The 18,288-nt window shown below is 70.1% G+C and carries 17 protein-coding genes and 1 tRNA gene; 10 read left to right on the top strand and 8 right to left on the bottom strand.

All coding sequences use genetic code 11. From position 1 onward, the window contains the following. Positions 1–189: 189 nt before the first annotated feature. Positions 190–888, bottom strand: a complete 699-nt coding sequence (locus tag ACFYUS_RS15745) for a DUF5324 family protein (protein WP_388851142.1) — start codon at positions 886–888, stop codon at positions 190–192. Between the two features lie 195 nt (positions 889–1,083). On the opposite strand from ACFYUS_RS15745, the gene ACFYUS_RS15740 reads away from it, so the two are divergent. Then, the gene (locus ACFYUS_RS15740) at positions 1,084–1,611 is read left to right on the top strand and encodes a peptidylprolyl isomerase (RefSeq protein ID WP_388851139.1); all 528 of its coding nucleotides are present in this window, start codon (positions 1,084–1,086) and stop codon (positions 1,609–1,611) included. Positions 1,612–1,633: 22 nt separating this feature from the next. After that, entirely contained in the window at positions 1,634–2,503 is an 870-nt protein-coding gene (locus tag ACFYUS_RS15735; RefSeq protein ID WP_388851136.1) for a rhomboid family intramembrane serine protease, read from the top strand. Between the two features lie 314 nt (positions 2,504–2,817). Here ACFYUS_RS15735 and crgA read toward each other — a convergent pair whose 3' ends face one another. Beyond that, the gene (gene crgA / locus ACFYUS_RS15730; RefSeq protein ID WP_030685820.1) at positions 2,818–3,069 is read right to left on the bottom strand and encodes a cell division protein CrgA; all 252 of its coding nucleotides are present in this window, start codon (positions 3,067–3,069) and stop codon (positions 2,818–2,820) included. 140 nt (positions 3,070–3,209) lie between these two features. Between crgA and ACFYUS_RS15725 the strand changes: the two genes are divergently transcribed. The 6 genes from ACFYUS_RS15725 (at position 3,210) to ACFYUS_RS15700 (ending at position 7,454) form a co-directional block, all read left to right on the top strand. After that, positions 3,210–3,977, top strand: a complete 768-nt coding sequence (locus tag ACFYUS_RS15725; protein WP_388851133.1) for a DUF881 domain-containing protein — start codon at positions 3,210–3,212, stop codon at positions 3,975–3,977. A 15-nt stretch (positions 3,978–3,992) separates the two neighbouring features. Beyond that, positions 3,993–4,658: a class E sortase gene (locus ACFYUS_RS15720; RefSeq protein WP_388851130.1), complete on the top strand. Its 666-nt coding sequence runs from the start codon at positions 3,993–3,995 to the stop codon at positions 4,656–4,658. Positions 4,659–4,722: 64 nt separating this feature from the next. Beyond that, complete coding sequence (locus ACFYUS_RS15715; RefSeq protein ID WP_024760376.1) at positions 4,723–4,884, top strand: hypothetical protein; 162 nt, start codon at positions 4,723–4,725, stop codon at positions 4,882–4,884. Next, the gene (locus ACFYUS_RS15710) at positions 4,881–5,519 is read left to right on the top strand and encodes an aminodeoxychorismate/anthranilate synthase component II (RefSeq protein WP_388851127.1); all 639 of its coding nucleotides are present in this window, start codon (positions 4,881–4,883) and stop codon (positions 5,517–5,519) included. The genes ACFYUS_RS15715 and ACFYUS_RS15710 overlap by 4 nt, the downstream gene beginning before the upstream one ends. Continuing rightward, on the top strand, positions 5,516–6,739 hold the full coding sequence (locus tag ACFYUS_RS15705) for a class E sortase (RefSeq protein WP_388851124.1): 1,224 nt from the start codon (positions 5,516–5,518) through the stop codon (positions 6,737–6,739). Before ACFYUS_RS15710 ends, ACFYUS_RS15705 begins: the two co-directional genes overlap by 4 nt. 37 nt (positions 6,740–6,776) lie before the next feature. After that, on the top strand, positions 6,777–7,454 hold the full coding sequence (locus tag ACFYUS_RS15700) for a class E sortase (RefSeq protein WP_388851122.1): 678 nt from the start codon (positions 6,777–6,779) through the stop codon (positions 7,452–7,454). 81 nt (positions 7,455–7,535) lie between these two features. Here the strand turns inward: ACFYUS_RS15700 and pknB are convergent, their stop codons facing one another. From pknB to ACFYUS_RS15670, 6 genes are all read right to left on the bottom strand, one after another. Then, positions 7,536–9,557 carry a Stk1 family PASTA domain-containing Ser/Thr kinase gene (gene pknB / locus ACFYUS_RS15695; RefSeq protein WP_388851119.1) on the bottom strand — a complete coding sequence of 674 codons (2,022 nt, stop codon included), beginning with the start codon at positions 9,555–9,557 and terminating at the stop codon, positions 7,536–7,538. Between the two features lie 156 nt (positions 9,558–9,713). After that, a complete protein-coding gene (locus ACFYUS_RS15690; protein WP_388851116.1) occupies positions 9,714–11,180 on the bottom strand; it encodes a peptidoglycan D,D-transpeptidase FtsI family protein in 1,467 nt (488 codons plus the stop codon). Further along, positions 11,177–12,619 (bottom strand): FtsW/RodA/SpoVE family cell cycle protein, encoded by a 1,443-nt coding sequence (locus tag ACFYUS_RS15685; protein ID WP_388851113.1) that lies wholly within the window; start codon positions 12,617–12,619, stop codon positions 11,177–11,179. The genes ACFYUS_RS15690 and ACFYUS_RS15685 overlap by 4 nt, the downstream gene beginning before the upstream one ends. A 26-nt stretch (positions 12,620–12,645) precedes the next feature. After that, positions 12,646–14,136: a Stp1/IreP family PP2C-type Ser/Thr phosphatase gene (locus tag ACFYUS_RS15680; RefSeq protein ID WP_388851111.1), complete on the bottom strand. Its 1,491-nt coding sequence runs from the start codon at positions 14,134–14,136 to the stop codon at positions 12,646–12,648. 171 nt (positions 14,137–14,307) lie between these two features. After that, positions 14,308–14,829, bottom strand: a complete 522-nt coding sequence (locus tag ACFYUS_RS15675; RefSeq protein WP_388851108.1) for an FHA domain-containing protein — start codon at positions 14,827–14,829, stop codon at positions 14,308–14,310. A gap of 10 nt (positions 14,830–14,839) precedes the next feature. Next, entirely contained in the window at positions 14,840–15,700 is an 861-nt protein-coding gene (locus ACFYUS_RS15670) for an FhaA domain-containing protein (protein ID WP_388851105.1), read from the bottom strand. A gap of 499 nt (positions 15,701–16,199) precedes the next feature. On the opposite strand from ACFYUS_RS15670, the gene ACFYUS_RS15665 reads away from it, so the two are divergent. After that, positions 16,200–16,286 (top strand) — tRNA-Leu (locus ACFYUS_RS15665). Positions 16,287–16,492: 206 nt separating this feature from the next. Beyond that, positions 16,493–18,268: a sensor histidine kinase gene (locus tag ACFYUS_RS15660; RefSeq protein ID WP_388851777.1), complete on the top strand. Its 1,776-nt coding sequence runs from the start codon at positions 16,493–16,495 to the stop codon at positions 18,266–18,268. The last annotated feature ends 20 nt before the right edge of the window (positions 18,269–18,288 follow it).

Genomic DNA, 18,288 nt, shown 5'->3' with positions numbered 1-18,288 from the left:
CACGACCCGAGCACGACCCGGGCAGACCCGAGCACGAACCGGGCAGACTCGAGCACGACCCGAGCATGACCCGGGCAGACCCGAGCACGACCCCGGCACGGCCCGGGCAGAACCCCGGTGGAACCCGGCAGAACCCCGGCAGGACCTCCGTACGACCCTGGCAGAACCCCGGCAGGACCCCGGCAGGGGTCAGCGGCGTTCGTCGCGGTCGGCGGCATCGGCATCGGCCTGGGCATCGGCCTCGGTCTCCGCCTCCGTATCGGGGGAGGCCCCACTGCCGTCGACGGACGACAGCGAGGAGCCCTCGTCCACCTCGGTGGGAGCGGGAGGCTCGACCAGCCAGTCGGGATTGGCCTGCTTGTCCCACCACTTCCAGGCGGCGAACGCGCCGCCGACCAGAAGGCCGAGGACGACGAGTCCCTTGGCCAGGCGTCCGGCCCTGGCCCGACGCTCGTGCTTCTTCACGATCTTCCTGATGTCCTCCGGCGTCACCTGACCGCGCAGCGCGGCCCAGGCGGCGGTGGAACGCGACCCGGCCTCCTCGAGGACGGGACCGGTCGCGGCGACCGCGCTCTCGACGCGCGGAACGGTGTAGTCGGCCGCCTGACGGGCGGCCTGGCGGGTCTTGACCGCCGCACGGTGTGCGGCCGCGTCGACCCGCGGCGGTACATGCGGTGCGACATACGAGTCGTACTGCGCGCGAGCCTGCGTACGGGCCGCGGACGCTGCCTTCGAGACCTTCGGCGCGAGCACCCCCCGCGCCTCCTGTGCGTACTGAACGGCCTGGTCCTTGGCCGTGCCGGCGTACGGCGCCACCGCTTCCGCGGCGTGCAGGACGCTCTCCTTCGCCGAATCTGTCGCGGCGCGCACGCTCTCCATGCGGGTCACGGGATTCCTCCTCCTCGGTGGCGATGTCGGTTTTTCACCCTTCCATCCTTTTCGGAATCATGCCCGTCGGAGCGAGGTCCGGCATGCGGGGCTGGCATCCGGGGCATGCGAGGATCGGACACGCCAGAGACAGACGTGACATGACGCGGGACGCGGGACGACGCGACGCGACACGACGTGGGACGGAAGGCGACCGTGGCCGAGCAGCTGTACGCGATCCTCAAGACGAGCCTGGGCGACATCGAGGTGCGGCTGATGCCGTTCCACGCCCCGAAGACCGTCCGGAACTTCGTCGAACTCGCCTCCGGCGAGCGCGAGTGGACGCACCCCGCCACCGGCAAGGTCTCCTCGGACCGGCTCTACGACGGAACGGTCTTCCACCGGGTCATCAAGGGCTTCATGATCCAGGGCGGCGACCCGCTGGGGAACGGCACGGGCGGGCCGGGCTACGAGTTCGCCGACGAGTTCCACCCGGAGCTCTTCTTCGACCGCCCCTACCTGCTGGCCATGGCCAACGCCGGCCCGGGCACCAACGGCTCGCAGTTCTTCGTCACGGTCGGCGCCGCGACCTGGCTGAACCGCAAGCACACCATCTTCGGCGAGGTCGTCGACCAGGAGAGCCGGAAGGTCGTGGACGCGATCGCGGCCACCGCGACCGACCCCCACACCGAGCGTCCGCTCCAGGACGTGGTCGTCGAGTCCGTGGTGATCGAGAAGCGCTGAGGCGGAAGGGACGGGACCTCCCATGGACACGCAGCCCGGTCTGCTGCGCTGCTACCGCCACCCGGAGGCCGTGACCGGCATCCGCTGCGCCCGCTGCGAGCGGCCCATCTGCCCGCAGTGCATGATCTCGGCGTCCGTCGGCTTCCAGTGCCCCGAGTGCGTGCGCGACGGCTCGGGCACCGGCCACTCCGCCGGCGCCAACCAGCCCCGGACGCTCGCGGGCGGCCGGGTGGCGGCGGACGGGCGCCTGGTCACCAAGATCCTCATGGCGATCAACCTGGCGCTGTTCATCGCCGTCCAGGTGGTGGGCACTCCGCTCCTCGACGAGCTCGCGCTCATCGGCGGCGGCCATGTGGTCCTGTCGAACGGTGAGCCGGTCGGGGTCGCGGACGGCGAGTGGTACCGCCTGCTGACCTCCGCCTTCCTCCACCAGGAGATCCCGCACTTCCTCTTCAACATGCTGGGCCTGTGGATGATCGGCGGGATCGTCGAGCCCGAGCTGGGGCGGATCCGGTACACGGCCCTCTGTCTGCTCTCCGCGCTCTCCGGCTCCACGCTCGCCTATCTGCTCTCCCCGCACACCCAGTTCTCGCTCGGCGCCTCCGGCATGGTCTTCGGACTGCTCGGCGCCTGGATCGTGCTGGCCCGGCGCAGGCGGCAGGACATGCGTCCCGCGCTCCTGTTCGTGGGGCTGAACCTGCTCATCACGTTCACCCGTCCGGGGATCTCCTGGCAGGCGCACATCGGCGGTCTGGTGGCCGGCGTGCTGCTGACGTACGCGATGGTGCACGCGCCCCGGGCCCGGCGGGACCTCGTGCAGTACGGGGCCTGTGCCCTGGTGCTCCTGATCGACCTGGGGATCGTGCTCGCCCGATCGGCCGCGCTCACCTGAGCGCAGAGGGCCGTGGAAGAGCTTCGCTGTGAGCTTTCCCCAGAGTTATCCACAGTGCGTGGCGGATCTTCTGCGTTCTGTGGGGAAAGACCGCGCCCCTCGCCTCTGACCTGGTGTTTCTCCAGGGAGGTGAGGGGCGTTGCGTGTGTCGCCCAAGGTGATTCCGGTCATACCGGCGTCAACCTCGTGCAAGTTATCCACAGATCTTCGTAAGTTATCCAGTGCTGTGCACAACGCTGTGGATAAGCTCGGGGGAGAGCTTGACGAGAGGCCCGCGCAAGCGCTACCCGGCTACTCACACTGCGGGGAGACGGCTACTTCCACTGCGTGGAGACGCCGAAGCCGGCCGCGATGAAGCCGAAGCCCACCACGATGTTCCAGTTCCGGATCGACTCGACCGGCATGGAGCCGTCGGTGACGTAGAAGACCACGATCCACACCAGCCCGATGGCGAACAGCGCCAGCATCACGGGCGCCACCCAGCTGCGGTTCGTCAGCTTGATGTTGGTGGCCTTGGCGGGCGGGGGCGTGAAGTCGGCCTTCTTGCGGATCCGTGACTTCGGCACGAGGGACTCTCCTGTCGATGCGCTGCGTGACCGCGCAGGGAACTGTGGCTGGCGCCGGGATGTGACGAAGGAGGACGACTGCGTCCCCCAGGCGTCCGTTAGCGTAGTGGTTCCGAGGCACCGAAGGGGATCAGGGTACGTTGAGCAATTCCGCCGACACTCCCGAAGGGCCGGGCCGCACCGCGAGGTGGCGCCCCGTCCGGGTGCTCACCCTTGCCGTCTTCGCCCTCGCCGGACTGATCTTCGTCACGAGCTTCAACACCGCCAAGGGCACCAACCTGCGCACGGACGCCTCGCTCCTGCGGCTCTCCGACCTCATCGAGGAACGCAGCCACAAGAACGCCGGCCTCGACGAGTCCACCGCCGCCCTCCGCACCCGGGTCGACTCCCTCGCCGCCCGCGACGACGGCTCCACGCGCGCGCAGGACGAGAAGCTCGACGCCCTCGAAGCGAAGGCGGGGACCAGCGAGGTCGCCGGCTCCGGCCTCACCGTCACCCTCGACGACGCCCCGCCGAACGCCCAGGCCGCCCCCGGCTACCCCGAACCCCAGGCCAACGACCTGGTCATCCACCAGCAGGACCTCCAGGCCGTCGTCAACGCCCTGTGGCAGGGCGGCGCCGAAGGCATCCGCGTCATGGACCAGCGGCTCATCTCCACCAGCGCCGTCCGCTGCGTCGGCAACACCCTGATCCTCCAGGGCCGCGTCTACTCCCCGCCCTACAAGATCACCGCCGTCGGCGACCAGGGGAAGCTCACCAAGGCCCTGGCCGCCTCCCCCGCGATCCAGAACTACCAGCTGTACGTCAAGGCGTACGGGCTCGGCTGGAAAGTCGACGAGCACAAGGCGGTGACTCTTCCCGGCTACTCGGGCACAGTGGACCTCCACTACGCGAAGCCGGTGAGCTGACAGCGGGAGGGCCGCTTGCGTCTCGTCGTCAGGACCCTCAGCGAGCTGTGCATCACCGTCGGCGCCCTGGTCGTCCTCTTCGTCGCCTACCTCCTGTACTGGACCGGCGTCCAGGCCGACAGCGCCAGCGCCGCCCAGATCGACACCCTCCAGCGCGCGTGGGCCGGCACACCCGTCGCCCCCGCCCCCGCGCGCGTACCGGCGCCGTACGTCACCGGCGAGGGCATCGCCGTGATGTACGTCCCCCGGCTCGGCCGCGACTGGAAGTGGCCCGTCCTCGAAGGCACCGGCCCCGGCATCCTGAAGCAGGGCCTCGGCCACTACAGCCGCACCGCCGCCCTCGGCGGCACCGGGAACTTCGCCGTCGCCGGCCACCGCCGCACCCACGGCGACCCCTTCAAGGACTTCCCGAGGCTCCGCCCCGGCGACGCGGTCGTCCTCACCGACGGCACGACCTGGTTCACGTACCGGATCGACCGCGGCCCCTACCGGACCGTCCCCGGCGACACCGCCGTCGTCGACCCCGTCCCCAGGAAGTCCGGCTTCCGCGGGCCCGGCCGCTACCTCACCCTCACCACCTGCGACCCCGAGTGGGGCAGCAGCCACCGGCTGATCGTCTGGGCGCACCTCGACGCCACCCGCCCGGTGGCCGACGGTCGTCCACAGGCTTTGGACAGCTGACCCCCCACGGCCCCCTCGCCCCGTACTCTGGTCCCCGTAACGAACGGAAGGGACGGTCCACGTCATGTACGGCTGGATCTGGCGGCATCTGCCGGGCAACGCGTGGGTACGGGCGCTGATCTCGATCGTGCTCGTCCTCGCGGTCGTCTACGCCCTCTTCCAGTACGTGTTCCCCTGGGCGGAGCCTCTGCTTCCGTTCAACGATGTGACGGTGGACGGCCAGTGAGCGCGCGAATTCTCGTCGTCGACAACTACGACAGCTTCGTCTTCAACCTCGTTCAGTACCTCTACCAGCTCGGCGCGGAGTGCGAAGTCCTCCGCAACGACGAGGTCGAGCTGAGCCACGCGCAGGACGGCTTCGACGGCGTCCTGCTGTCCCCCGGGCCCGGCGCTCCCGAGCAGGCCGGGGTCTGCATCGACATGGTCCGGCACTGCGCCGACACCGGGGTGCCCGTCTTCGGCGTCTGCCTCGGCATGCAGTCGATGGCCGTGGCGTACGGCGGCGTCGTCGACCGCGCGCCCGAGCTGCTGCACGGCAAGACCTCGCTCGTCACGCACGGCGGCAAGGGCGTCTTCGCCGGTCTGCCCTCGCCGTTCACCGCGACCCGCTACCACTCGCTGGCCGCCGAGCCCGCCGCCCTGCCGGCCGAGCTGGAGGTCACGGCACGGACCGAGGACGGCATCATCATGGGACTTCGCCACCGTGAACTCCCGGTCGAGGGCGTGCAGTTCCACCCCGAGTCGGTCCTCACCGAGCACGGGCACCTGATGCTCGCCAACTGGCTGGAGCAGTGCGGCGACAAGGGGGCGGTCGGCCGGTCGGCGGGGCTCGCTCCGGTGGTGGGCAAGGCCGTCGCGTGACGACGGGCTCGCCGTGGTTCCGGACGACGAACGGACCGGAGCCCGAGCCGATACCCGGGGAGCCGTACGCACCGGCGGAGTCCTACGCGCCCGCCGGGCCCTACGCACCCGCCGAGGCGTACGTGCCCGCGGAGGCCTACGCCCCCACTGAGACGTACGCCCCCGCCGAGTCGTACGCGGCGGACGGGGCGTACGCACCCGCCGAGCCGTACACCCCCGCGGAGGCGTACGCACCCGTCGAGCAGCCGTACCCGTACCAGGAGCCCGCCCCCCAGGAGAGGCCCTACGAGCCCCCGTACGGGCCGTACGAGCCGCCCGAGCCCTCTCCCGCCCGGCCGGACGAGACGATGCCCCTGCAGGCCGTGGAGGAGGCCTCCGGGCCGCTCACGCCGTCGCCCGCCGGGCCCGGGCGGGCCGAGCGCCGCCGTGCGGCCAAGGGCGGCCGCGGCCGGGGGACGGCCCCGGCTCCGGCATCCGCCGCAGCGGCCGAGGGGCGGCCGCTGTCCCGCGTCGAGGCACGGCGGGCCGCCCGCGCCGCCAAGGAGAGCGTCGGCGTCGTCGCCAGCCGCGTCGTCGGGGAACTCTTCATCACCTTCGGCGTCGTCATGCTCCTCTTCGTCGCCTACCAGCTGTGGTGGACGAACGTCCTCGCCGGCCAGGAGACCGACCGGGCCAAGGAGCAGATCGAGGACACCTGGTCCAAGGGCGGCGGCGACAGCGCGCCCGAGGCCTTCGAGCCCGGCAAGGGCTTCGCCATCATGTACATCCCCAAGCTGGACGTCGTCGTCCCCATCGCCGAGGGCACCAGCAAGAGCAAGGTCCTCGACAAGGGCATGGTCGGCCACTACGGCGAGGGCAAGCTCAAGACGGCCATGCCGGCCGACAAGCAGGGCAACTTCGCGGTGGCCGGCCACCGCAACACGCACGGCGAACCCTTCCGGTACATCAACCAGTTGAAGCCCGGGGACCCGGTCGTCGTCGAGACGAAGAGCGCGTACTACACGTACGAGATGACCAGCATGCTGCCGCAGACCTCTCCCTCCAACGTGTCGGTGATCGACCCCGTACCGAAGCAGTCCGGCTTCAAGGGCCCCGGCCGGTACATCACACTGACCACCTGCACACCGGAGTTCACCAGCACCTACCGCCTGATCGTGTGGGGCAAGCTGGTCGAGGAACGCCCGCGCAGCAAGGGGAAGCCGGCAGCGCTCGTAGGCTGATACCCCACACCTCCGGACGGGACGACGGGACGACCTAGTGGCACGCGCGCGCAACCGGATCGCCGGGATCATCAGCTTCTTCGGCGAACTCCTCATCACGGCGGGCGTGGTGCTCGGCCTCTTCGTCGTCTACTCCCTGTGGTGGACCAACGTCCTCGCCGACCGCGCCGCCGACAAGGACGGCGCCCAGGTCCGCGGCCAGTGGGCCGACCCGGGCCCCGGGGCGCTCGACACCAAGGACGGCATCGGCTTCCTCCACGTCCCCGCCATGCAGAACGGCGAAGTCCTGGTCAAGCGGGGCACCGGCACCGACGTCCTCAACCACGGCGTCGCCGGCTACTACACCGACCCCGTCAAGTCCGCGCTCCCGCAGGACAAGCAGGGCAACTTCACGCTCGCCGCGCACCGCGACGGGCACGGCGCCAAGTTCCACAACATCCACAAGTTGAAGACCGGGGACCCGATCGTCTTCGAGACCAAGGACACCTGGTACGTCTACAAGGTCTACAAGACCCTTCCCGAGACCACGAAGTACAACGTGGACGTCCTCCAGCCCGTCCCCGAGGAATCGGGCAGGACCAAGCCCGGCCGCTACATCACGCTGACCACCTGCACCCCGATGTACACCTCGGACTACCGCTACATCGTCTGGGGCGAACTGGTCCGCACGGAGAAGGTCGACAGCGACCGGACGCCCCCGGCGGAACTGCGCTGAGCTCCGGCCGGGCTTCGGGCGAACGGGAGAGCCCCGGCATCCGGTAAGCGGATGCCGGGGCTCTCCCGTGTGTGGCGGGCGTCAGCCGAAGAAGCCGCCGCCGCCGGGGTTCCCGTTGTTGTTGTCCCCGCCGCCACCGCCCAGCGTGGTGACGGTGACCGGCTGGTTGGTGGGGATCGTCGAACCCTCCGGGGGGTTCGTGTTGAGGACGAGGGCGTCCTCCTTGTCGGAGCCCACCTGGACGACCTGCAGGCCCATGCCCTGGAGCAGGTCCCGGACGTCCTTGAACTTCTTGCCGGTCAGACCCGGGGGGATCGTGACCGTCTGCTGCTGCGGGCCCTTGGAGACCTTCAGCGTGATCTGGACGTCCAGCGGCTGGTTCGACGGGCCCTGCGGGGTCTGGTCGATGACCGTGCCCGCGGGCTCGTTCGAGTCGACCTCCTCCTTGTTCACGTTCTTGAAGCCGATCGCGTTCAGCTGCTGGAGGGCCTGGTCGTAGGTCCGGCCCTTCTGGCTGGGAAGCTCGGACAGCTGCTTCTTCGCGACGGTGATCGTGATCTCGGAGTTCTGCTCCGCCTTGGTGCCGCCCTCGGGGTTCTGGCGCAGGACCGTGCCGGGGTCCTGGTCGGACTCCTCCTGCTCGACCTTGACCTTGAAGCCCTTGTCCTTGAGGCTCTGCTCGGCCCGCTCCTGGGACTGCTCCATGACGTCCGGGACCTCGATGAGCGGGGCGCCCTCGGACATGTACACCTGGACCGTGCCGTTGATGTCGATCTTCGCGCCGTTGTCCGCGGCCGGGTCCTGGCGGCAGACGGTGTCCTTGGGCTGGTCGCAGCGCTCGGTGCCGGCCTGCTGGACCTTCACCTGGACGTTGCGCGCGAGGCCCTGCGCCCCCTCCATGGTCTGGCCGACCAGCTGCGGGACCGTGACCTGCTGGGGGGCGTCCTTCTTGTTGAAGACCGCGACACCGATGAAGACCGCGCCGATGAGCACCAGGACGGCCGCGAGGGCCAGCAGGATCGTCGAGGTGTTCGACTTCTTCTGGCCACCGCCGCGGCGGCGGTCCGGACGGTCGTCATAGCCGCCGTAGCCGCCGTCGTCCGGGTTGACCGGCGGCATCATCGACGTCTGGCCGGCCGGGTCGGCCTGGCGCAGCGCGGTCGTCGGCTGGTCCTCCGGCGGATAGCCGCCGTAGCCCCCGCCGTACGCGGGCGCGCCCGCCATGCCCATCCCCATGCCCATCGCGGCGGCGGCCGCGACCGGCTGGCCGTCGAGGCAGGCCTCGATGTCCGCGCGCATCTCGTCGGCGGACTGGTAGCGGTAGTCGGGGTCCTTGACCAGCGCCTTCAGGACGATGGCGTCCATCTCGGGCGTGATCTCGGGGTCGAAGTTGCTCGGCGGCTGCGGTTCCTCGCGGACGTGCTGGTACGCGACCGCGACCGGGGAGTCGCCGATGAACGGGGGCCGGACGGTGAGCAGCTCGTAGAGCAGGCAGCCGGTGGAGTACAGGTCGGAGCGGGCGTCGACCTGCTCGCCCTTCGCCTGCTCCGGGGAGAGGTACTGGGCCGTGCCGATCACCGCGGAGGTCTGCGTCATGGTCATGCCGGAGTCGCCCATGGCGCGCGCGATGCCGAAGTCCATGACCTTGACCTGGCCGGTGCGCGTCAGCATGACGTTCGCCGGCTTGATGTCACGGTGCACGATGCCGGCGCGGTGCGAGTACTCCAGCGCCTGGAGGATGCCGACCGTCATCTCGAGGGTGCGCTCGGGCAGCAGCTTGCGCCCGGAGTGCAGCAGCTCACGCAGGGTCGACCCGTCGACGTACTCCATCACGATGTACGGGATGGAGACCTGGTCGACGTAGTCCTCGCCGGTGTCGTAGACCGCGACGATCGCCGGGTGGTTCAGCGAGGCGGCGGACTGTGCCTCACGGCGGAACCGGGCCTGGAAGGACGGATCACGGGCCAGGTCGGCCCGCAGCGTCTTCACGGCGACGGTGCGGCCGAGCCGGGTGTCCTGGGCGAGGTACACCTCGGCCATGCCACCACGGCCGAGCACCGGGCCCAGCTCGTACCGGCCGCCGAGGCGACGCGGCTCTTCCATAGCTAATCCAGCCCTCTCCGTCTGTCCCGACCGCACCCATGGGTGGTCCGGCGGTGTGTGCTGTTCGCGCATACGCTACCGGCCCCGGGAAGGCGTTCCGCCCGGGGCCGGTAGCTGATACCTGACCGGTACCTGGCTCGTACGGGGTCCAGGGGGTCAGCCCCGGGTCTTGATGACCGCCTTCATCACGGCCTTCGCGATCGGGGCGGCGAGGCCGCCACCGGTGATGTCCTCACGGTCCGTGCCCGCCGAGTCCTCGACGACGACGGCGACCGCGACGGGGGAGCCCTCGGAGGTCTTGGCGTACGAGATGAACCAGGCGTACGGACGCTTCGCGTTCTTCTCGCCGTGCTGGGCCGTACCCGTCTTGCCGCCGACCTTCACGCCGTCCATGTTCAGGTCGGCGTTGCCGCCGGTGCCCTTCGTGACGACGCTCTCCATCATCTGCTGGAGCTTCTGCGCGGTCTCCGGCGAGACCGGGCGGCTCATCTCCTCCGGCTCGTTCTGCTTGATGACGTCGAGGTTCGGGGCCCGCAGCTGGTCGATCATGTACGGCTTCATCAGCTTGCCGTCATTGGCGATCGCCGCCGTGACCATCGCCATCTGCAGCGGGGTCGTCGCGGTGTTGAACTGGCCGATCGACGAGAGCGCGTTGCCACCGCGGTCGGAGTTCTTGTCGAACACGGAGGCGGAGGAGCGGACCGGGGTGAACTGCTCGGCGTTGAAGCCGAACTTCTCCGCCATCTCGACCATCTTGTCGCGGCCGACGTCGTCGCCCAGCTTCGCGAACACCGAGTTGCAGGAGATCTCGAGCGCGTGGATCAGGCTGGTGTTGGCGCAGCCCTTGGCGTGGTTGACCATCTCCCGGTTGGAGAGCGGGATCTTCCAGCCCTCGGGGGTGTCGGTCGGCGCGTTGATGTCGGTGACCTTGCCGTTCTCCAGGGCCGCGGCGGCGGTGACGACCTTGAAGACGGAGCCGGGGGGGTAGATCTCGCGGAGCGCGCGGTTCAGCTTCGGCTTGTTCTTGTCCTTCTCCAGCGAGACCCAGGCCTTCTCGTCCTCGCTGGAGTAGCCGGCGAAGGCGGAGGGGTCGTACGAGGGCGTGGACGCCATCGCGAGGATCTTGCCGGTCTTCGGCTCGATGGCGACGACGGCGCCGGTCTTCTTGCCGAGTCCCTTGTAGGCGGCCTTCTGCGCGGCGCCGCTGAGGGTGGTGACGACGTCGCCGCCCTTCTTCTTCTCGCCGGTGAACATGGCGAGGGTGCGGTCGAAGAAGAGCCGGTCGTCGTTGCCGGTGAGGATGCCGTCCTCGATCTTCTCGATCTGGTTGGCGTCGTAGGCCTGCGAGGCGAAGCCGGTGACCGGGGCCCACATGGGGCCGTCCACGTAGGTCCGCTTGTACTTGTAGAACTTGTCGCCCGAGTCGACGGAGCCCGTGACGGGCTTGCCGTCGACGATGATGTTGCCGCGCTCGTTCGAGTACCGCTCGATCTGGATGCGCCGGTTGTTCGGACTGGCGTTCAGCTCGTCGGCGCGGACGAACTGGAGCCAGTTGTCGCGGACGAGCAGGGCGAGGACGAGCAGGCCGCAGAAGATCGCGACCCGCCGCAGCGGCTTGTTCACGGACGGACCACCTGGGTCATCTCGGCGTCGGAGTTCGGGGCGGGGGCGGGCGCGGGACGGCGCGCGGTGTCGCTGATCCGGATCAGGATGCCGATCAGGGCCCAGTTGGCGATCACGGAGGAACCGCCGTACGCGAGGAACGGCATCGTCATACCGGTGAGCGGGATGAGGCCCATCACACCACCGGCGACGACGAAGACCTGCAGCGCGAAGGCGCCGGACAGGCCCATCGCCAGCAGCTTGCCGAACGGGTCGCGGGCCGCGAGGGCGGTGCGGACGCCGCGCTCGATGATCAGGCCGTAGAAGAGCAGGAAGACCATCACACCGGTCAGACCGAGCTCCTCGCCGACGGTGGCGAAGATGAAGTCGGAGTTCGCGGCGAACTGGACCAGGTCCGAATTGCCCTGGCCGAGACCGGTGCCGAGGATGCCACCGGAACCGAAGGACATCAGCACCTGTGTCATCTGGTCGCACGCGTACGCCATGTTGGTGCCGGGAGGCGCCGTCTTCAGGCACTCGAACGGGTCGAGCCAGGCCTGGACGCGCGACTGCACGTGGCTCGCCGTCGAGCCGACGACCACGGCGCCCGCGGAGGACATCAGCAGACCCATGACGACCCAGCTGGTCCGCTCCGTCGCCACGTACAGCATGATCACGAACATGCCGAAGAACAGCAGCGACGTACCGAGGTCGTTCTCGAAGACCAGGATGAGGAGGCTGATCGCCCAGATCGTCAGGATCGGGCCGAGGTCACGGCCGCGCGGCAGGTAGAGCCCCATGAAACGGCGGCTCGCCAGGGCGAGCGCGTCCCGCTTCACCATGAGGTAGCCGGAGAAGAAGATCGCCAGGACCAGCTTGGCGAACTCACCGGGCTGGATCGAGAAGCCGCCGACGCGGATCCAGATCTTGGCGCCGAAGACGTCCGCGCCGAGTCCCGGCACGAGCGGCAGCAGCAGCAGGACGAGCGCCGCCACCATCGAGATGTACGTGTACCGCTGCAGCACCCGGTGGTCCTTGAGCAGCAGCAGCACGCCCACGAACATCGCGATGCCGATCGCGGAGTACATCATCTGGTTCGGCGCGGACGGGCTGAACGCGCCGTACGTCCGCTTCGCCAGCGAGATCAGCCGGGGCGACTGGTCGAGACGCCAGATCAGCACCAGTCCCATGCCGTTGAGCAGAGTCGCCAGCGGCAGCAGCAGCGGGTCCGCGTACGGCGCCCACTTCCGCACCACGAGGTGGGCGACACCCGCGAGCAGCGCGAGGCCGAGGCCGTACCCGAGCATTCCGGCCGGGACCTTGCCGTCGATGGCCAGGCCCACGTTGAGGTACGCGAACACCGGGATGACGACGGCGAACGCGAGCAGCGCCAGCTCGGTGTTGCGACGGCTCGGCGCCTCGATCGCGCCGATGGTGGTCGTGTTGGTGACAACGCTCATGGTGGTGAAAGGCCCCCTACGGGTGCTTACTGCTTGCCGCAGTTCGAGGCCAGCTTCTGCTCCTCCGCGGTGAGGGTGGGACCCGGGGACGGAGCGGCTGTGGTGGGCTTGGAAGTGGGCGTGGCGGTGCCCGCGGGCTTCTGGGCCGGCGGCTTGCTCGCCTGGTCGGCGGCCTTCTCGGCGGCGGCGTGACGCTGCTCCGCCTTCTTGCAGGCGGAGGCCTGCACGGCCAGCTCGGCGATCTTCGTCTGGGCCTTGCCGAGGCTGCCGCCCGCGATCGTGTCCTCGACCTGCTTCCGCTGGTAGGCGGGGAGGTACTTGAGTTCGATCTCGGGGTGGTCCGTCTCGACCTTCGAGAGCGACACCCACGCCAGGTCCTGGCTGATGCCCTGGTACAGCGCCACGTGCTGGTCCTTGGACCCCACGAAGTACTGCGTCTGCGTCCAGCGCCAGGCGCCGTAGAGGCCGCCGCCGACGAGGCCGAGGACGAGGACGAGGAAGAAGGAGCGCTTGAGCCACTTGCGGCCGGTGCGCGGCTTGACGAAGTCGTCGTCCGCGTACGAGTCGAAGGAGCCCTGCGGGGGCATGCCGCCGTAGCCGTGGTCGCCGCCGCTGCCGGGCGGGCCGAAGCCGCCGGCGGGGGGCTGCTGGTGCGGCGCGGGGCGGCCGAGGCCGGAGGCGCGGCCGGCGGGGGTCTGCATCGCCCCGCCGTCGTTCAGCTGGGCCTGGTTCTCGGCGACGGCGCCCACGATGACCGGGGTGTCGCTGAGGTGGCCGGCGAGGGTGTCGCCGCCGTCGACGTCGAGGACGTCGGCGACGATCACCGTGATGTTGTCGGGGCCGCCGCCGCGCAGCGCGAGCTGGATCAGCTCCTGCACGGTCTCGTGCGGGCCCTGGTAGCTGGCGAGGGTGTCCTCGAGGGTCTGGTGCGAGACCACGCCGGACAGGCCGTCGGAGCAGATCAGATAGCGGTCGCCGGCCCGGACCTCACGGATGGAGAGATCGGGCTCGACGTGGTCGCCGCTGCCGAGCGCGCGCATGAGGAGCGAGCGCTGCGGGTGGGTGGTGGCCTCTTCCTCGGTGATCCGGCCCTCGTCGACGAGGCGCTGGACCCAGGTGTGGTCCTGGGTGATCTGGGTGAGGACGCCGTCGCGCAGCAGATAGGCGCGCGAGTCCCCGACGTGCACGAGACCGAGGCGCTGGCCGGTCCACAGGAGGGCCGTGAGCGTGGTGCCCATGCCCTCCAGCTGCGGGTCCTCCTCGACCATCATCCGCAGCTGGTCGTTGGCGCGCTGCACCGCCGTACCGAGCGAGGTGAGGATGTCGGAGCCGGGGACGTCGTCGTCGAGCGTGACGAGCGTGGAGATCACCTCGGAGGAGGCGACCTCACCGGCGGCCTGGCCGCCCATGCCGTCGGCGATGGCGAGGAGCCGGGGACCGGCGTAACCCGAGTCCTCGTTGCCCTCGCGGATCATGCCCTTGTGCGAGCCCGCGGCGAATCGCAGGGACAGAGTCATGCGCACCTGCCCTGTCGACGCTGCATCGGGGTACAGCCGGTCTCGACCCACACTGCCCACCCTCCGGTCGCTCCGGTCACGCCGGTCGCTTCAGTCGCTCCGGTCGGGAGCGCGGCACGTCCTGTGGCGGGGACCGTCCCGGCTCGCTCGCTCCGCTCGCTCATTCTCGTACTACTTCCGCAGCTCGATGACGGTCTTGCCGATGCGGATCGGCGCGCCCAGCGGAATGGGTGTGGCGGTGGTGAGGCGGGCCCGGTCGAGATACGTGCCGTTCGTGGACCCGAGGTCCTCGACGATCCACTGGCCGTCCCGGTCCGGGTAGATCCGGGCGTGACGGCTGGAGGCGTAGTCGTCGTCGAGGACGATCGTCGAGTCGTGCGCCCGGCCCAGCGTGATCGTCTGGCCCTGGAGGGCGACGGTCGTGCCGGTGAGGGTGCCCTCGGAGACGACCAGCTTGGTCGGGGCGCCGCGGCGCTGGCGCCCACCGCCCGCGTTCTGCTGGCCGCGCTGCTGCGGAGGCGCGGCGGCCTGGCGCGCGTTCTGCTGGGGGCGCGCCTCTTGGCGCCGCGAACCACGCTGGGTGACTCGCGTACCGAAGAGGTCGCTGCGAATGACCTGGACGGCCACGATGACGAACAGCCACAGAACGGCCAGGAAACCCAACCGCATGACCGTCAGGGTCAGCTCTGACATTGCCCCCGCTTCACCCTTCGGCTTGCCGGTAAACGATGGTGGTGCTGCCCACGACGATCCGCGAGCCGTCGCGGAGCGTAGCGCGGGTGGTGTGCTGCCCGTCCACCACGATGCCGTTGGTGGATCCCAGATCCTGGATCGTCGAGGGCGTTCCGGTCCGGATCTCGCAGTGCCGGCGGGAGACGCCGGGATCGTCGATCCTCACGTCCGCGTCGGTGCTGCGGCCGAGGACCAGGGTCGGGCGGGAGATCTGGTGGCGGGTGCCGTTGATCTCGATCCAGCGGCGCATGGAAGGGCCCGCTCCGGCATGGGTGCCGGGGCCGGGCGTGGATCCGGGGCCACCCGCCGGACGCCCCGCGGGCGCCGTCGGCCGGTGGCCGGGCGCGCCGGGAGGCGGGGAGGCGGGCATGGGCGGGGCGCCGGCCGGGGGGTACCCGTAGCCGCCGCGGCCCTGCTGCGGGTGCTGCCCCGGGGAGGGCGGCTGCGACTGTGACGTACTCGACGCCAGCGTGCGGCTGCGGACGCGGTACAGGCCGGTGTCGAGGTCCTCGGCCTTCTCCAGGTGGACCTTGATCGGGCCCATGAAGGTGTACCGCTGCTGCTTCGCGTAGTCCCTGACCAGGCCGGCGAGCTCGTCGCCGAGCTGGCCCGAGTAGGGGCTGAGACGCTCGTAGTCCGGCGTGCTCAGCTCCACGATGAAGTCGTTGGGGACGACGGTCCGCTCGCGGTTCCAGATCGTCGCGTTGTTGTCGCACTCGCGCTGGAGCGCGCCCGCGATCTCGACGGGCTGGACCTCGGACTTGAAGACCTTGGCGAAGGTGCCGTTGACCAGACCTTCGAGACGCTGCTCGAAACGCTTCAGGACTCCCATGGGGCACCTCCTCCGTCGTTGTCGCCCTGGTACTGCTTACTGATCGTATCCACGCGTCGGGAAATCGGCTGGTTCCCCTTCTCTGCCCTGTGGACGAGTGTCACCTCTCACAGGCTTTCCCCACGGATCGTAGAGGCGGCCTGTGGACAGTGTCCCGCACCCGGCTGCGGGAGCGGAGGCGCGGGCCGGGGTTCCGGACCGGTCCGTCCGCTTCCGCCCTCCTTCTCCCCCCTCCTTCTCTCCTTCCTCCTCTCCCTCTTCCTCTTCTCCTCCCCCTCCTCCGCCGCTCCCCCTCCTCCGCCGCTCCCCCTCCCCTCCGCTCCCCCTCCCCTCCGCTCCCCCTCCTCCGCCCCCTGGCTTCGCCGCTCCTCCCCCTCTCCTTGTTCTCCGGGAGCGGGGGCGAAACAACGGATGTGAATCCACGGTCTACGACGTGCTAATCTTCAGATGTCGCCAGGCGCTCCCACTGAAAAGTGAGAGGGCAGGGAGACCACCCAATGCGCGGGTGGCGGAATAGGCAGACGCGCTGGATTCAGGTTCCAGTGCCCGCAAGGGCGTGGGGGTTCAACTCCCCCCTCGCGCACCAGACGGAAGCCCCGTAGGTCATCGACCTACGGGGCTTCCGCGTTCGTCGGCGCGGATGTGAGCCTTCCCACGTCGGACCTCGATGAGCGCGTGCGCCTCGGTCGCCGGCACGGCTCGGTCGCCGGCGCGACTTTTGTCGTCGGAAGGCGAGACGAAAGAGAGACGTCCGGCATGCCGGGCGCTGCCTAGGGTTCGAGCGTGGACGCTATGTCGAAGTCGGGGACCCGGACCGCACGGGAGATCGGGGCCAGGGCCGCCGCCTGGTGGGACTGGTTCGCCGTGCCCGGACAGTGGTCGCGGCGCAGGATCACCGGCGAGGTGGCCCTCGCCCTGGTCCTCGCGGTGCTCGCGGCGGGGACCGAGGAACTCATGGGCGGCGAGGGCTGGCGGCCGGTCGCGGTCGGCGCCGGCGCGGCCGTCCTGTCGCTGCTGCGGCGCAGACTCCCCGCGAGCGTGCTCGTCCTGACCGCCGGACTCACCCCCTTCGTGCCCGGCCTCGGGGCGCTGCTCATCGTGCTCGGCTGGTCGTCCGGCCGGTACATCGCCAGTGCCGGGCGGGCGCTGGCCGCGTTCATCGCCTCCTTCGTCCTGAACGTCGGCGGGACGGTCCTGGAGACCTGGGACCGGCAGCGGCTGCTCACCGTCGCCTTCATGGCGACCCTCTACTACCTGGGCACCACCCTGGCCCCCGGCCTCGCCCACCGGTACTGGACCCAGCGCCGGACCCTGCTGCACGCCCTCCAGGAGCGCAACGCGCAGCTGCTGCGCGAGCGGAACATGGTCGTCTGGCAGGCGCGGCTGCGGGAGCGGCAGCGGATCGCGCAGGACATGCACGACAGCCTCGGCCACCAGCTGGCACTGATCGCCGTGCACACGGGGGCCCTCGAAGTGGACCGGGACCTCGGCGAGCGCCAGCGCGAGGTGGTCGGCGTCCTGCGGAACGCGTCCGTGACCGCCATGCACGAGCTGCGGGAGGTCGTCGGGATACTCCGCGACGGGGTCGCCGCGACGGACGGGACGGCGGCGCCCGCGCCGGCCGGGGACGAGACGGGGCGGGCCGCGCGCGGCATCGCCGGGATAGCAGGGCTCGTGGAGGCCGCCCGGGCGACCGGCACCTCGATCGGGCTGCGGAGCCTCGGGCAGGAGCGGCCACTGGCACCGGCCGCCGACCACGCCGCGTACAGGATCGTCCAGGAAGCCCTGACCAACGCCTACAAGCACGCGCCGGGGACGCCGATCGGCGTCGAGCTGCGGTACGAGCCGGACACCTTCGTCGTGGAGATCGTCAACGGCGAACCGGTCGACGGACCGGCGAAGGACGTCGTGAGCGGCGGACAGGGGCTGGCCGGGCTCGTCGAGCGGGCCCGCCTGGTGGGCGGCATCTGCCACGCGGGTCCGGCCGACGGCGGCGGGTTCCGGGTGGCCGGGATGCTGCCGTACGGGGCCGCGCCCGTCGTGGAGGCAGCGCCTTTGGTCGATGCGGCCGACGACTTCCGACAGCAGACCACGAAGCCGCTGGTGGGCGATGGTCGTCCGGTCGTGGTCGGACCGGCCGACCGGACGTTCACGGAGCGGGAGCTGGCGATGGCGGTGCGTGGGGGAAAGAGCAGGAGCACGGGCGGGGCGATCGCGCTGGGCTGCGGGATCGCGTTCGCGGCACTCGTCCTGCTGGTGGTGGCGGGCGGCTTCGGCCTCTACTTCCTGATGGGCTCGCTGAAGGACGGGATGATCGACCCCGCCCAGTACAACGCGGTGAAGGTCGGGATGACCGAGAAGGAGGTCCGCGAGCAGCTCCCCTCGGGCGACACCATCGCCACCACCGGACTCGACGGCTCGGGACCCGAACGGCCGGAGGGCTCCCGCTGCCTGGTGCTGCTGTCCTCGGAGATGGGCGACGCCTATGACGAGGACCCCGTTTTCCGGTTCTGCTTCAAGGACGGCAAGCTGATCGAGAAGAAGTCGTACGTGGTCAAGCAGCGATAGCGCTGAACCGCCCGTACCGG

Origin of the sequence: Streptomyces sp. NPDC004284, assembly GCF_042874035.1 — a bacterium.
Taxonomy (GTDB): Bacteria; Actinomycetota; Actinomycetes; order Streptomycetales; family Streptomycetaceae; genus Streptomyces.
This window is presented reverse-complemented; position numbering and strand designations above follow the sequence as displayed.